This window comes from Stenotrophomonas pavanii, from assembly GCF_900101175.1.
Classification (GTDB): Bacteria; Pseudomonadota; Gammaproteobacteria; order Xanthomonadales; family Xanthomonadaceae; genus Stenotrophomonas; species Stenotrophomonas pavanii.
The window spans coordinates 61,777-75,764 of sequence record NZ_FNFQ01000004.1 but is presented as its reverse complement, the minus strand read 5'-3'; the positions used below and the strand labels follow the sequence as shown (position 1 = coordinate 75,764).

At 68.3% G+C, this 13,988-nt stretch carries 13 protein-coding genes; 7 read left to right on the top strand and 6 right to left on the bottom strand.

Translation table 11 applies throughout. The annotated features are described in order from the left end of the window. Positions 1-158: 158 nt before the first annotated feature. The 3 genes from BLS66_RS08915 to BLS66_RS08905 are packed head-to-tail and all read right to left on the bottom strand — an operon-like array spanning position 159 to position 1,391. On the bottom strand, positions 159-374 hold the full coding sequence (locus BLS66_RS08915; RefSeq protein WP_057494046.1) for a hypothetical protein: 216 nt from the start codon (positions 372-374) through the stop codon (positions 159-161). Continuing rightward, on the bottom strand, positions 371-1,024 hold the full coding sequence (locus BLS66_RS08910) for an RNA polymerase sigma factor (RefSeq protein ID WP_074725673.1): 654 nt from the start codon (positions 1,022-1,024) through the stop codon (positions 371-373). Before BLS66_RS08910 ends, BLS66_RS08915 begins: the two co-directional genes overlap by 4 nt. Positions 1,025-1,061: 37 nt before the next feature. After that, positions 1,062-1,391 carry a hypothetical protein gene (locus BLS66_RS08905; RefSeq protein ID WP_074725672.1) on the bottom strand — a complete coding sequence of 110 codons (330 nt, stop codon included), beginning with the start codon at positions 1,389-1,391 and terminating at the stop codon, positions 1,062-1,064. Between the two features lie 167 nt (positions 1,392-1,558). Here BLS66_RS08905 and BLS66_RS08900 point away from each other — a divergent pair, with 167 nt between their 5' ends. The 6 genes from BLS66_RS08900 to BLS66_RS08875 all read left to right on the top strand — a co-directional run bounded on the left by BLS66_RS08900 (position 1,559) and on the right by BLS66_RS08875 (position 9,196). Beyond that, the gene (locus BLS66_RS08900; protein ID WP_074725671.1) at positions 1,559-3,928 is read left to right on the top strand and encodes a S9 family peptidase; all 2,370 of its coding nucleotides are present in this window, start codon (positions 1,559-1,561) and stop codon (positions 3,926-3,928) included. Further along, positions 3,925-4,344, top strand: coding sequence for an NUDIX hydrolase (locus BLS66_RS08895; protein WP_049471166.1), 420 nt, complete (start codon positions 3,925-3,927; stop codon positions 4,342-4,344). Before BLS66_RS08900 ends, BLS66_RS08895 begins: the two co-directional genes overlap by 4 nt. Positions 4,345-4,374: 30 nt before the next feature. After that, positions 4,375-4,935, top strand: a complete 561-nt coding sequence (locus BLS66_RS08890; RefSeq protein ID WP_053461665.1) for a hypothetical protein — start codon at positions 4,375-4,377, stop codon at positions 4,933-4,935. A gap of 77 nt (positions 4,936-5,012) precedes the next feature. After that, positions 5,013-6,629, top strand: coding sequence for a hypothetical protein (locus tag BLS66_RS08885; protein ID WP_074725670.1), 1,617 nt, complete (start codon positions 5,013-5,015; stop codon positions 6,627-6,629). A gap of 53 nt (positions 6,630-6,682) precedes the next feature. After that, positions 6,683-7,579, top strand: coding sequence for an oxygen-dependent coproporphyrinogen oxidase (gene hemF / locus BLS66_RS08880; RefSeq protein ID WP_057494040.1), 897 nt, complete (start codon positions 6,683-6,685; stop codon positions 7,577-7,579). A 96-nt stretch (positions 7,580-7,675) separates the two neighbouring features. Beyond that, positions 7,676-9,196, top strand: a complete 1,521-nt coding sequence (locus tag BLS66_RS08875; protein ID WP_074725669.1) for a hypothetical protein — start codon at positions 7,676-7,678, stop codon at positions 9,194-9,196. 72 nt (positions 9,197-9,268) lie between these two features. Here the strand turns inward: BLS66_RS08875 and BLS66_RS08870 are convergent, their stop codons facing one another. Both BLS66_RS08870 and polA read right to left on the bottom strand, forming a co-directional pair. After that, positions 9,269-9,748 carry a DUF421 domain-containing protein gene (locus tag BLS66_RS08870; RefSeq protein ID WP_057494038.1) on the bottom strand — a complete coding sequence of 160 codons (480 nt, stop codon included), beginning with the start codon at positions 9,746-9,748 and terminating at the stop codon, positions 9,269-9,271. Positions 9,749-10,077: 329 nt separating this feature from the next. After that, a complete protein-coding gene (gene polA / locus BLS66_RS08865) occupies positions 10,078-12,852 on the bottom strand; it encodes a DNA polymerase I (protein ID WP_049471156.1) in 2,775 nt (924 codons plus the stop codon). A gap of 98 nt (positions 12,853-12,950) precedes the next feature. On the opposite strand from polA, the gene BLS66_RS08860 reads away from it, so the two are divergent. Next, a complete protein-coding gene (locus tag BLS66_RS08860) occupies positions 12,951-13,235 on the top strand; it encodes a DUF2782 domain-containing protein (protein WP_014038952.1) in 285 nt (94 codons plus the stop codon). A gap of 169 nt (positions 13,236-13,404) precedes the next feature. Here BLS66_RS08860 and BLS66_RS08855 read toward each other — a convergent pair whose 3' ends face one another. After that, positions 13,405-13,851 carry a universal stress protein gene (locus BLS66_RS08855; RefSeq protein ID WP_005411629.1) on the bottom strand — a complete coding sequence of 149 codons (447 nt, stop codon included), beginning with the start codon at positions 13,849-13,851 and terminating at the stop codon, positions 13,405-13,407. Positions 13,852-13,988 lie beyond the last annotated feature (137 nt).

Sequence of the window (13,988 nt, the reverse complement as noted above, 5' to 3'; positions counted from 1 at the left end):
TTTGTCGCAGGGCTGCGTGAAGGCCGCCGGGCATGGCCCGGCACTACGGATTAAGCGCTTTGGTAGCTGCCAACCTTGGTTGGCACACACACCCAAACGCCGACCAAGATCGGCATCTACCAGCAGCGATTGGAGCGGCCCATCACCCGGCGGGTGCCTCAGTGCCAGAAATACCAGGCCGCTGCAGCCAACAGCGCGCCAAACAACAGCACCTGCACCACCACATAGACCACACCACTGTCGCGTGACTCAGCGGCAATGCGCTTCTGCAGCGCCTCGCTCACATCCGGCGTTGCTTCCTGCTGCGCCTGCTCACGCAACGCCTGTGCCAGCGCGCGCGCTTCCGCATCGCGAGGGTCGGTCGGTGGGTTCACAGCAGCTCTCCGGCGGTGGCATGCCGCGTCAGTTCCTGCTTCAGGACCTGTCGCGCGCGGTGCAGGTGGCTCTTGATGGTACCGCGTGCCAGCCCGGTCACCTGTTCGATCTCGGCCAGATCGAAATCCTCCAGGTAATGCAGGCCGACGATCAGGCGCTGCGGCGCGCTCAGCCGTTCCAGTGCCGCGCCAAGCTGGCGCCCGGCCTGCAGGGCCTCGCTCAACTCGGCGGGCCCGGGGCCTTCATCGCCGATCCCCAGTTCCTCCGGCACCTCCACCGCCACCATCCATTGCGCCTCCAGCCGCCGCCGGCGCAGATGCTGCAATGCAGTGGTGTAGGCGACCCGGGAAACCCAGGTGCGCAGCGAGGATTCAAAACGAAACCGGTGCAGCTGGCGGAACACCGCAAGGAAGGTTTCCTGCAGCAGGTCGGCGACCTGGTCGCGGTCGCCCACCATGCGTCCGATCACATGCGCGCAGGTGCGCTGGTGGGTCTCCACCAGCTGCGCGAAGGCCGCCTGCGAGCCATCGATGATGGCCCGCACCAGGGCATGGTCCCCATCCAGCGGTTCGGCGGGTGCCGCCGTCGCCGCCGTATCCTCGCGGCGACGGCCCCGCAGTGCCGACAGCGCTTCGCCGAGCAGGCTCATGCGCGGGGCGCCCCCTGTGCCCGTGGCATGTCCTGGCTCAGCCCTTGCGTGCGGCGGGACGGGTGAAGTGCCAGGCCAGCAGCTGGCCCAGGCCGGCACTGCCGACCAGCGCGGCGGCGGCGCCAAAGGTCAGGTCACGGGCACCGATGGCTTCCAGCAGGGCCATGGCCATGGCCAGGCAGACCAGGCTGATGCCCCAGCGAAGCGCGCCCTGGCGGCGGCGCTCTTCTTCCAGCACGGCCAGCGAGCGGATCACTTCCTCCGGCACGTGCGGGGCCACCAGCTTGCTGCGCGCGCGCGCATCGGCAACGGCGTGGATCGCGTAGGCGATGCAGATGAAGAGGGTGATCGGGATCAGTTCCTGCATGGTCGGGCTCCTGTTCGGTGGATGATGCGGGTTCAGGAGAATGGATGCGCGAGGCCGGCCAGCGGTTGCACTACTTTGCCAATCCCGCTGCCATGACCTGTGGCCCCTGCCCCCGGCCCTTGCGGCTGCTACGCTTGCCCGGTTTCCTCTTCTGGTGCCGTCCGCCCATGTCCCGAGTGCTGCCCCTGTCCCTCCTGCTGTCGGCCGTGCTGGCCGCACCGGCCGCGCATGCCGCGCCGACGCCGATCACCATTGAACAGGCGATGGCCGACCCGGACTGGATCGGTCCGCCGGTCGAGAAGGCCTGGTGGTCGTGGAACAGCCAGCAGGTGGAGTATCAGCTCAAGCGCAACGGCAGCCCGGTACGCGATACCTTCCGCCAGCCGGTGGCCGGCGGCGTGGCCGCGCAGGTGGCTGATGACCAGCGCGGCACCCTGGACGTGGCCGAGCCGGTCTACGACCGCAGCCGCAGCCGCAGCGCCTTCGTGCGCAATGGCGATGTGTTCGTGCGCGACCTGCGCAGCGGCGCGCTGACCCAGCTCACCCGCAGCAACGAGCGCGCGGGCAACGTCAACTTTGCCGCCGACAACGGCGTGATCTGGCGCGTCGGCCAGAACTGGTTCCACTGGACCGCCGCCAGCGGCGTGCAGCAGGTGGCCAGCCTGAAGGCCGAGAAGGACCCGCGCACGCCGCCGAAGGCCGACGTGCTGCGCGACCAGCAGCTGCGCACGCTGGAAACCCTGCGCCGCGACCGCGAGCAGCGCGAGGCATTGAAGGACCAGGACCAGCGCTGGCGCCAGGCCGACCCGACCCGCGCACCGGGCCCGGTCTACCTGGGTGCCGACGTCGAGATCGGTGACAGCGTGCTGTCGCCGGACCTGACCCACCTGATCGTGGTGACCAAGCCGAAGGACTTCGACGACGGCCGCACCAGCAAGATGCCGCTGTACGTGACCGAATCGGGCTACGAGGAAACCGAGGACACCCGCACCCGCGTCGGCCGCAACGGCTTCGAACCGCACACCCTGTGGTACGTGGACGTGCGCACCGGCAAGGCCGAAAAGCTCTCGCTGGCCAGCCTGCCGGGCATCAGCACCGACCCGCTGGCCGAACTGCGCCGCAAGGCCGGCAAGGACGCGCTGAAGGGCGAGCGCAGCGTGCAGGTGATGAGCGACTTCATGGGCGGTGGCATCCGCTGGAGCGCCGATGGCCAGCAGGCCGCCGTGATGCTGCGTGCCAACGACAACAAGGACCGCTGGATCATCAGCGTCAATGCCGCCGACGGCCGCGTGCAGAACCGCCACCGCCTGACCGACAACGCCTGGATCAACTGGGGCTTCAACGATTTCGGCTGGATGGCCGATGGCCGCACGCTGTGGCTGCTGTCCGAGGAATCGGGCTTCTCGCACCTGTACACCCAGGCCGGCACCGCCAAGCCGCAGGCGCTGACCAGCGGCAAGTGGGAAACCTCGGCGCCGGTGCCGTCGGCCGATGGCAAGGGCTTCTACTTCCTGTGCAACCAGCAGGCGCCGCATGACTACGAAGTCTGCGCGGTCGACACCGGCAGCCGCCAGGTGCGCGAGCTGACCAGCCTCAACGGCGTGGAGGATTTCTCGCTGTCGCCGGACGGCCAGCAGCTGCTGGTGCGTTACTCCGGTGCCTACCTGCCGCCGCAGCTGGCGGTGTTGCCCAGTGCCGGTGGCCAGGCACGCGTGCTGACCGACACCCGCACCGCCGACTACAAGGCACGCCAGTGGATCCAGCCGAAGCTGGTCGCGGTACCGTCCAAGCACGGTGCCGGCGTGGTCTGGGCCAAGTACTACGAGCCGGAAAACAAGGAACCGGGGAAGAAGTACCCGATCGTGATGTTCGTGCACGGCGCCGGCTACCTGCAGAACGTGCACCAGCGCTACCCGGCCTACTTCCGCGAGCAGATGTTCCACAACCTGCTGGTGCAGAAGGGCTACATCGTGCTGGACATGGACTACCGCGGCAGCGAGGGCTACGGCCGCGACTGGCGCACGGCCATCTACCGCAACATGGGCCACCCGGAACTGGAGGACTACAAGGACGGCCTGGACTGGCTGGTCGACACCCAGCAGGGTGACCGTGACCACGCCGGTATCTACGGTGGCTCCTACGGCGGTTTCATGACCTTCATGGCGCTGTTCCGTGCGCCGGGCACCTTCAAGGCCGGCGCCGCGCTGCGCCCGGTGGTCGACTGGCACAACTACAACCACGGCTACACCAGCAACATCCTCAACACGCCGGACATCGACCCGGAGGCGTACCGTGTGTCCTCGCCGATCGAGTACGCGCAGAACCTGCAGGACAACCTGCTGATCGCCCACGGCATGATGGATGACAACGTGTTCTTCCAGGATTCGGTGAACCTGACCCAGCGCCTGATCGAGCTGCACAAGGACAACTGGTCGATCGCACCGTACCCGCTGGAACGCCACGGCTACGTGCGCGCCGATTCCTGGCTGGACCAGTACAAGCGCATCCTCAAGCTGTTCGAGCAGAACCTGAAGTGAGCAACACCGCGGCCACGATCCGGATCGTGGCCGCGGTCATCCTGGATGACCGCGGCCGGGCGCTGCTGGTGCGCAAGCACGGTGCCCGCCGCTTCATCCAGCCCGGTGGCAAGCCCGAACCCGGCGAAGCACCGCTGCAGGCGCTGGCCCGCGAGCTGGACGAAGAGCTGGGCGTACAACTGTGCGCCGATGCCGCCATCGCGCTGGGCACGTTCGAGGACTGGGCGGTGAACGAGCCCGGCCATCGCGTGCAGGCCCAGGCGTGGTGGGTGCAGGTGCACGGCACGCCGCAGGCACGCGCCGAGATCGCCGAACTGGCCTGGGTGCCGCTGCAGCCGCCGCATGGCCTGCCCTTGGCACCCTTGAGCGAACACCATATCCTGCCGGCGGTCGCCACCCGGGTGACGGCCCGCTGAGCAGGCGGGCGCCGACTGCAAGGACATCGGATGTCAATGTCGATCCCGTCGATCCCCTCGCCGCCGTCCCCGGCCTATCACGCCTGGGTGCGCCCGGTGGCACAGGCCTCGTTCTGGCTGTCACTGCTGCTGACGGTCTACTTCGTGCTGCAGGGACTGGTGCTGTGGCCGCTGCACAACCTCGCGCTGTGGCGCCTGGTGGAAAGCGAAGTGCAGCACCAGCAGCTGCACAGCCTGATCTGGCTGCTGGCGCACCCGGTCGCCGCATCGATGGTCGTCGCGCTGTTGTGCCTGGCCTCGACCGTGTCCAGTTGGGGCCTGCTGCGTGAACGTCGCTGGGGCCTGTGGAGCTTCGTGGTACTGCTGCTGCTGAGTGGCTTGACCAACTTCGCGGCCGCCTGGTGGCTGGACCTGTTCATGGGCGACTTCATTCCGCTGCTGGCCGATGACCCGGCCCTGCTGCAGGAGCTGCAGCTGAAACGCTGGCTGATCACGCTGACCGTGGTCGGCATGTCGTTCGTGCTTCTCGGCCTGCAGGGCTGGCTGGCCTGGCGCCTGCTGCGACCGGATGTGCGCTCGCGCTTCCGCTGACTCCCACCCGGCGTGCGCGGGTCCCCGGCACCGCCCGGCGTTCTTCCTTTGATCGTCAAGGAGACGACATGCGCACAATGCGCTCACTCACGCCGTACCGCCACTGGATGGCCTGGGCGTTGCTGCTCGCCGCGCCGGTAGCCGCCGCCGCACAGTCGCCGCAATGTGGCCTGTTCAAGGCCGACGAAGGCAGCAGCACGCTGCGCGTCAGCTCATCCAACCGTGGCGAGCAGAAGCACTTCGGCAGCGCACCCACGCCGGTCGCGTTCCAGCAGATCGAAGGGAAGCTGCAACTGGTCAATCTGGAATACGGCCTGCCCAGCGCGCTGCAGGTGCGCGACCGTGGCCGCACGCTCGAGGTGGACGGCACGATCTACAACCTGCAGGCGCCTGCACAGTGCGCCGCAGCCGCCACGCCGGCTGCGGGCAGCTGCCTGGCCGATGCAGCGACCTGCCTGGACAACCGCCACGAGGCGACTCCGACCGCGCTGGAAGCGGCGTGCCGGGAAGGCGTGCCGGGCATGTGCCTGCAGCTGGCCGATCGCTGGCATGACGAGGCCAGGGCGCCGGCCACGCCGGATGAGGCGCAACAACAGGCCATCCTCGATACCGCACTGGCCGGCATCGCACTGCCTGCGCCGTGCCGGGATGGCGGCTTCAGCAACGAAACACCGGCCTGTGCAGCGGCGCTGGAAGCGGATCCGGCGCTGCAGGAGCAGATCGTCAAGGCCGCGATGGGCGCGGCGATGGTCGAAGCCGTGAGCTCCGTGCTGTCACCATCCACGCCGGTGGTGATGCCAGCCGTGCAGCGCCAGCAGCTGTTGCAGTTGTGCCAGCAGGTCAGCCATGGCGGCTTCTGCAGCCGCGTGGCCGAGCTCTCGTGGGAGTCCGGAGATCACTTGCAGGCGGTGCAGGCACTGGCCGTAGCGTGCGCGCCCGGCAATGACAGCGCCGCCTGTGAGCGCCTGCCTGCGTTGCAGGCGCTGGGCACCTCGTTGCGGCCGCAGCCGGCAACGGCACTGCCCTGTGGCAACTTCCACGCCGAGGGTGGCCTGATGGACACGCTGGACTTCGGCGATGCGGGACGGGTCGGCATCGGCTGGGACAGCCAGCTGCGTGCCCGTGTCGAAGACGGCGACATCCGCATCCGCCACGACAAGGGCGGTGACTTCGTGCTGCGCCCGTTGCCCGGGGGGCAGCTGCTGGGCCTGGACACGTGGACCCGCTTCCAGGTATTCGTGCCGACCGGCGAGGGCGCGAGCACCTGCAGCCCGCCGAAACACTACACGGTGCTGCCGCTGCCACGGGACTGCCCGCAGGCACTGGCCAGCGGCGGTGCCGAAGCGTGCTGCGCGGAGGGCAAGCTGCAGGGCTGCAACATCCTCGGTAACCGCCTTGCCCTGTCCGGCCAGTGGCGACAGGCCGCAGAGCACTACGCCACCGTGTGCCGTGCCGGTGTCCGCGAGGGCTGCGAGAACCTGGTCGCGGCGCAGGGTCACAGCGGCGACGTGGATGCCCACGCGACGCTGGAGCGGCTGTGCACTGCCGACCGCAGCGGGCGCCACGTCGCCTGCGACGTGCTGGACACCGGAAACTGGAGCGCCCTGGAGCTGGGTCGCGTCCTGCAGGAGGCGGTGGACGGTGCCGCCGCGGGCGACACTCCGGCGCCGCGTGCTTCCAACCGCAAGCGCTGAGCCTGCCAGCGCCTGTCCGCAGCGTTGCCCGGGCCCTGCGGTAAAGTAGCGCCATGAACGAATTCGAGCGCGTGCGCGCCTACCTCACCGAGCTGCAGGACCGCATCTGTGCGGCGATCGAGGCCGTCGATGGCCGGGCCCGCTTCCAGGAAGACCTGTGGCAGCGTGCCGAGGGCGGTGGCGGGCGTACCCGCGTGCTGCGCGACGGCGCGGTGTTCGAACAGGCCGGCATCGGCTTCTCCGACGTGGCCGGCAGCCGCCTGCCGCCGTCGGCCTCGGCCAACCGCCCGGAACTGGCCGGCGCCTCCTGGCGCGCCACCGGCGTGTCGCTGGTGTTCCACCCACTCAATCCCTACGTGCCGACCACCCATGCCAACGTGCGCTTCTTCCAGGCGCAGCGCGACGGCGAAGTCGTGGCCAGCTGGTTCGGCGGCGGCTTCGACCTGACCCCGTTCTACCCGTTCGACGAGGACGTGCAGCATTGGCACCGGGTCGCACGCGACCTGTGCACGCCGTTCGGCGAAGAACGCTATGCCGCGCACAAGCGCTGGTGCGACGAATACTTCTTCCTGCGCCACCGCAATGAAACGCGCGGCGTCGGCGGCCTGTTCTTCGATGACCTGCACGGCGACTTCGAGCGCGATTTCGCTTATCTGCGTGCGGTCGGCGATGGCTTCCTTGATGCGTACCTGCCGATCGTGCAGCAGCGCAAGGACACCCTCTATGGCGAGCGCGAACGCGAGTTCCAGCTGTACCGCCGCGGCCGCTACGTGGAATTCAACCTGGTCTATGACCGCGGTACCCTGTTCGGGCTGCAGAGCGGCGGCCGCAGCGAAAGCATCCTGATGAGCCTGCCGCCGCGGGTGCGCTGGGAGTACGGCTTCTCGCCTGAACCCGGCAGTGCCGAATCGCGCCTGGCCGACTACCTGGTGCCACGCGACTGGCTCTGATCTTCCGGCGCCGCGCCTGACGCGTGGCGCCTTCTCGCGCCTGTGGTGCGCCCTGCACCGGACAGGCCCTGCTCTGCCTCCTTCAAGGATGACCCCATGCCTGTTGCTGTTCCCTTCCGCCCCCGCGCCGCGGGCTGGCGTGCCCTGCTGGTGCTCGCGCTGGCCTCGGCCAGCCTGCCGGCCGCGGCGCAATCGATGGCCTGCGGCACCTACAAGGACAGCAGCGGCAACACCACGCTGACCATCGAGAGCGAAGGCCACGGTTTCCTGTCCGGTCCCTACCAGGCCACCGAGCAACTGCGCATCGCCCGCCAGGAGGACGTGCTCGGCACCGGCAACCTGTCCACGGGCCAACTGGAAAACTGGTACTTCTCGGACAACGACCGCACGATCAGCACGCCCTATCGCGAGTTCACCCGTGAGCGTTCCGCCGCGTGCACGACGATGCCGGAACCCATCGAGGGCGGCTGCGTGATGAACACCTCCGAGTGCCTGGAGGCGTTGCCGGAGGCCGAACCGCTGAAGCTGCATGCCTGGTGCGCCGAAGGCGTGGGCGCGGCCTGCATGCGGCTGCTGGAGACTTACCAGCGGCAGGCCAAGGAGGCCGCCCCGGCGCCTGCACGTACCGAGCCGCCGATGCCTGAGATCTGCAAGGAGGATTCCGCCTCCTTCAATGCCGAGGGCTGCAGGGCGATCGCCGAGGTGATCGGCGCGGAGATGATGGGCAAGGCCGTGCTCGGCCTGCAGCATTCGGTCGACCCTGCGTTGCCATCCGCGCAGCTCGATGAGCTGGCCGTACTGTGCCGGCAGCAGCACGGCGAGACGTTCTGCGCCGACGTTGCCGAGGCGCTGTGGAGTGGTGGGCGCCTGCCGCAGGCCCACGAGGCGCTGCAGCTGTCGTGCGCCCAGCGCGCGGAGGGCGTGGCCTGCGGCCGCGCCGAGGCGCTTGCCCGCCTGGCCTCGGTACCGGCCGCTGCACTGGCCCCGGTGCCGGCTTCCGCGCTGCCCTGTGGGAGCTATGAAGCGGAGTACGGCGTGCTCTCGCAGCTGCGCTTCCTCGAGGGTGGCCTGGTGGAAGCCGGGGGCCGCGACCAGCGCCTGCGCGCGAGCCTGCAGGACGGTCGCATCCTCATCCATCGCGACGTCGGCAGCGACTTCGTACTGCAGCCGCTGAAGAACGGAAACCTGGCCAGCGTCGACGGCGGCAACCGCTTCGCCTACTACGAGCGCAAGCCGGGCTCAGGCAATGCCAGCTGCGCACCGCCGGTGGCCTTCGTGGAGATCCCCCTGCCGCTGGACTGCCCGACCCTGGACCGCAAGGACGGCGCCAAGGCCTGCTGCACCGATGGCAAGCTGCTGGGCTGCAAGGTTGCCGGCGAGGCACTGTTCAACAACGAACAATGGGCCGCATCGCTGCCCTACTTCCAGACGCTGTGCAGCGCGGGTGTGCGCGAAGGTTGCCTGGCAATGGCCGCGGTGTATGCGCATACCGCGGACCCGAAGATTCCGCAGGCCATGGCTGCGACCTGTGCGAAGGAGGGCAAGGGCACCCACGTCGCCTGCGATGTGGACGCGACGCGCAACTGGCCGGCGCTGAAGGCCGAAGCCGCTCCCTGAGGCCAGGCACCTGTTGAGCCGGGCGCATGCCTGGCTCCGGGCGCAAGGCAGCCGAGCAAGGGCTCTACAAGGTCAGGCGCTCTTCCTGGCAATGATGGTGATGTGCCCGGTCGTCTCCAGCAGGGCGATCTGTACGTCTTCGATCTGCAGCCCGCCCTGCTGGCGCAGCGCGGCGTCGAAATCTGCACGGCTGATCAGTTCGCGGCGGAGAACGCCCTCCAACAGCCGGCCATCACGCGCGATCACGGTGGGCTCTCCTTCGATCATCCGCTCCATGCGCCGATTGCGGGTGGTCAGCCAGCCCACCCCATAGTTCAGCACGATCAGGGTGGCCGCCAGCAGCAGGCCACCGCCCAGCGAGGTGTCGGTGCCCAGCAGCGCGTTCTGCACCGCGTTGCCCAGCAGCACGATCAGCAGCACGTCGAAGGGCGTGATCTGCCCCAGAGCCCGCTTGCCGCCCAGCCGGACCATGCCCAGCACCACGACATAGACCACCACCGCGCGCAGGATGAATTCCCACCACGGCATGGCCAGGGCGAACAGGTCGGGCATGGTCTTCCCCTGCGGAACGGTGGCCCAGCCTAGCACCCGGGGTCGAGATGTTCCGGCGGCACAAATAAAAAGCCCCGCTGACCAGGGGGAGGTCAACGGGGCCGGGGAACGGGCACTTGGGGAGGAGTCCCCGTTCCGAGATCTGCTCCAGGGGATGGGAGAGATCCACAACAGGCATTGCGCCTGTCGGGAGTTATAGAAGCACTCCGAACACTAACGGTTCGTGAAGGGGCCCCATTTAATGAATTTCAATCGGGGCAACATTCATGGTCGAGTCAGAAACACCCGACTCATGAACAAATTCACGTCGTTTTCGGCCTGAAACACCGTCAGTGTGCTTCGTCCCAGTTGTTGCCGACGCCCGTGTCGACCACCAGCGGCACTCGCAGTTTGGCCGCTTGCGACATGCGCTCCACCACCTGCAAACGCAAGTCTTCAACGAAACTGCTTTCGGTTTCGAACACCAGTTCATCGTGCACCTGCAGGATCATCCGTGCCGGTGCCCCGCTGTCGCGCAGCCACTGGTCCACATCCACCATCGCGCGCTTGATGATGTCGGCGGCGGTGCCCTGCATCGGCGCGTTGATCGCCGCGCGCTCGGCACCGGCGCGCAGGCCCTGGTTGCGGGCATGAATGTCGTTCAGGTACAGGCGGCGGCCGAACAGGGTTTCCACGTAGCCCTGGTCACGGGCCTGCTGGCGCATCCGCTCCATGAAGTCGCGCACGCCCGGGTAGCGGCTGAAGTACAGGGCCACGTAGTCCTGCGCCTGGCCACGGTCGATGCCCAGGTTGCGGGCCAGGCCGAACGCGCTCATGCCATACATCAGGCCGAAGTTGATCGCCTTGGCGGCGCGGCGCTCGTTCGGGGTCACCTCCTCCAGCGTGCGCCCGAACACCTCGGCGGCGGTGGCACGATGCACGTCGGCGCCCTGCTCGAAGGCGCGCACCAGGCCCGGATCCTCGGACAGGTGGGCCATGATCCGCAGCTCGATCTGCGAATAGTCGGCCGCCAGCAGCTGGAAGCCTTCCGGCGCCACGAACGCGCGGCGGATGCGGCGGCCGTCCTCGGTGCGGATCGGGATGTTCTGCAGGTTCGGGTCCGAGGAGGACAGGCGGCCGGTGGCGGCACCGGACTGGTGGTAGCTGGTATGCACCCGGCCGGTGTCCGGGTTGACCATCTCCGGCAGCTTGTCGGTGTAGGTGCTGCGCAGCTTGGCCAGCCCGCGGTAGTCGAGGATCACCCGCGGCAGCTCATGCTGGTCGGCAATCGCCTCCAACGCCTCTTCATTGGTGCTGGGCTGGCCCTTCGGGGTCTTCACCACCGCCGGCAGCTTCAGCTCGTCGAACAGCACCGCCTGCAGCTGCTTGGGCGAATCCAGGTTGAAGCTGCGCCCGGCCAGCTCGGTGGCCTTCTGCTGCGCGGCCAGCATGCGCGAGGACAGGTCCTGGCTCTGCCGGCGAAGTTCGTCGGTGTCGATCCGCACGCCATTGGCTTCAATGCTGGCCAGCACCGGCACCAGCGGCATCTCGATGTTGCGGTACACGCTGTCCAGCGCCGGCTCGGCCAGCAGCTGCGGCTGCAATGCGTGGTGCAGACGCAGGGTGATGTCGGCGTCTTCGGCCGCGTAGCGGCTGGCTTCGTCGATGCCCACCTGCGAGAACGGGATCTGCTTGGCGCCCTTGCCGGCCACGTCCTCGAACTTGATGGTGCTGTAGCCCAGGTAACGCAGGGCCAGCGAATCCATGTCGTGGCGGGTGGCGGTGGAATTGAGCACGAAGCTCTCGAGCATGGTGTCATCGTGGTAGCCCTGCACCGCCACGCCGTGGCGGCGCAGCACATGCAGGTCGTACTTGCCATGCTGGCCCAGCTTCTTTTTCGCCGGGTCCTGCAGCGCCGGGCGCAGTGCGTCCAGCACCTGCTGCATCGGCAGCTGGGCCGGCGCACCCGGGTAATCGTGGCCGACCGGAATGTACGCCGCCCTGCCCGGCTCGACGGCCAGGCTGATGCCCACCAGCCGGGCGCGCATCGCGTCCAGCGCGTCGGTCTCGGTATCGAAGCTGATCAGGTCGGCCTGCTGCAGGCGTTCGACCCAGGCCTGCAGCTGCTCGGCGGTCAGCACGGTCTCGTATTCACCCGGTGCGGACAGTGCCGGATCCAGCGTGCCGGCGGCGGGCGCCTCGACGCTGCCACGCGCGAAGCCGGCCGCAGTGCCGCGTAGGCTCGGGGTCGCCTCGCTGGCGGCCACCGGTGCCGGCACCGGCGCTCCCAGCTCCTTCAGCGCCTGGGTGAAGCCATAGCGCGTATACAGCTCGGTCAGCTCCGGCACATCCTGCTCGCGCAGGGCCAGCGTGGTCGGGCTGGCGTCCAGCTGCACGTCGGTACGGATGGTCACCAGCTCGCGGTTCAGCGGCAGCCGCTCCAGCGCGGCGCGCAGGTTCTCGCCGATCTTGCCCTTCATGGCCGGCGCGGCTGCCATCACGCCGTCCAGGTGCTGGTACTCGGCCAGCCACTTGGCGGCGGTCTTCGGCCCGCACTTCTCCACGCCCGGCACGTTGTCGACCGCGTCGCCCATCAGCGCCAGCAGGTCGATGATCTGGTCGGCGCGCACGCCGAACTTCTCCATCACCGCCGCGTCCGAATCCATGCGGCTGCCGGTCATGGTGTTGACCAGCTCGATGCCCGGGCGCACCAGCTGGGCGAAGTCCTTGTCGCCGGTGGAAATGGTCACCTTCAGGTCCTGCGCCAGGCCCTGAAGGGCCAGCGTGCCGATCACATCATCGGCTTCCACGCCGGGGACGCGCAGGATGCTGATGCCCAGCGCTTCGACGATGCGGCACATCGGCTCGACCTGGCTGCGCAGCTCATCGGGCATCGGCGGGCGGTTGGCCTTGTACTGGTCATACAGGTCGTCACGGAAGGTCTTGCCCGGCGCGTCGACCACGAACGCGACGTAGGCCGGGCGCTCCTTCAGCGTCGAACGCAGCATGTTGACCACGCCGAACAGCGCGCCGGTGGGTTCACCCTGTGCATTGGACAGGGGCGGCAGCGCGTGGAACGCGCGGTACAGGTAACTGGACCCGTCGATCAGGACTAATCTGCTCATGGGCCGATTCTACGCGCCCGTGCCTGCACCGCGGCGACACGGCGCGCACACCGCGATGGGGCATAATCAGGGCTCTTTCCAGGCAAAGGCCCCCGCCGATGAAGACCCTGATGCTGGCTTCCCTGCTCCTGCTCGCTGGCTGCGCCAGCATGGGTGGCGCGGGTGCTCCCCCGGTGGACGTCAAGGGCGCGGATGTATCCAAGCGCACCATGGACAACGGTGACACCATCGAGGAATACCGTGTGTCCGGCCAGCTGCGCATGGTCAAGGTGACCCCGTCGCGCGGTGCCCCGTTCTACATGTACGACAAGAACGGCGACGGCCGCATGGACAACGACAAGGACGGCGTGTCGCCGGTCTACTGGAAGCTGTACAGCTGGTGAGGTGACCGAGGTTGTGACCGGGGTCGGATCCCTTTCCACAGGAAAGGGCTCTGACCCCCTCGGGGCCGTCGGCACGGCCCCCGATCCCCCACAAAAAACAACGCCGGCGCGCATCCTGCGGCCGGCGTCGGGTCCCCTCCCCGGGAACGCTTGAATCAGCGGGTATGGATCAGCGGATGACCAGCACCGGCAGCGTGCTGCGCGCCAGCACTTCTGCGGTCTGGCTGCCCAGCAGTACACGGGTCACGCCACGGCGGCCGTGCGAGGTCATCACGATCAGGTCGCTGTTGCGCTCGCCGGCGGTCTCGATGATGCCGTCGGCCGCGTAGCGGTCCAGCACGTGTACCGGGTTGGCGGTGATGCCCTGCTCGGCGGCCTTGGCCAGCGCCGGCTGCAGCACCTTCTGCGCCCCTTCCTCGCGGTCGGCCTTGTACTCGGGGCTGTTCATGTAACCCACGCTCCAGCCCATGGCGTCGTACATGCCGACCGCCCACGGCTCGGAAACAGTGACGATATCGACCTCGGCGTTGAGGTCCTTGGCCAGCTCCAGGCCCTTCGCCAGGCCCTTGTCGGCCAGCTCGGACCCGTCGGTGGCAATCAGGATGCGCTTGTACATGGTGGGGCTCCGTGGCGGTCTGCCAGATGGGAACGACACCATTGCACACCGGATGTGGAGGCGGCGCCTTGAGCAGGATCAATCCGGCGTCGCGCAGCGGCCTGTGCGCATCGTCACGTGGTCCGGGGGACAGGCCC

Bases quoted from the DNA above. Each gene is read 5' to 3' on its own strand.
- BLS66_RS08910 (WP_074725673.1), bottom strand. From the start codon at position 1,024: ATGAGCCTGCTCGGCGAAGCGCTGTCGGCACTGCGGGGCCGTCGCCGC.
- BLS66_RS08905 (WP_074725672.1), bottom strand. From the start codon at position 1,391: ATGCAGGAACTGATCCCGATCACCCTCTTCATCTGCATCGCCTACGCG.
- BLS66_RS08900 (WP_074725671.1), top strand. From the start codon at position 1,559: ATGTCCCGAGTGCTGCCCCTGTCCCTCCTGCTGTCGGCCGTGCTGGCC.
- BLS66_RS08890 (WP_053461665.1), top strand. From the start codon at position 4,375: ATGTCAATGTCGATCCCGTCGATCCCCTCGCCGCCGTCCCCGGCCTAT.
- BLS66_RS08885 (WP_074725670.1), top strand. From the start codon at position 5,013: ATGCGCTCACTCACGCCGTACCGCCACTGGATGGCCTGGGCGTTGCTG.
- hemF (WP_057494040.1), top strand. From the start codon at position 6,683: ATGAACGAATTCGAGCGCGTGCGCGCCTACCTCACCGAGCTGCAGGAC.
- BLS66_RS08875 (WP_074725669.1), top strand. From the start codon at position 7,676: ATGCCTGTTGCTGTTCCCTTCCGCCCCCGCGCCGCGGGCTGGCGTGCC.
- BLS66_RS08870 (WP_057494038.1), bottom strand. From the start codon at position 9,748: ATGCCCGACCTGTTCGCCCTGGCCATGCCGTGGTGGGAATTCATCCTG.
- polA (WP_049471156.1), bottom strand. From the start codon at position 12,852: ATGAGCAGATTAGTCCTGATCGACGGGTCCAGTTACCTGTACCGCGCG.
- BLS66_RS08860 (WP_014038952.1), top strand. From the start codon at position 12,951: ATGAAGACCCTGATGCTGGCTTCCCTGCTCCTGCTCGCTGGCTGCGCC.
- BLS66_RS08855 (WP_005411629.1), bottom strand. From the start codon at position 13,851: ATGTACAAGCGCATCCTGATTGCCACCGACGGGTCCGAGCTGGCCGAC.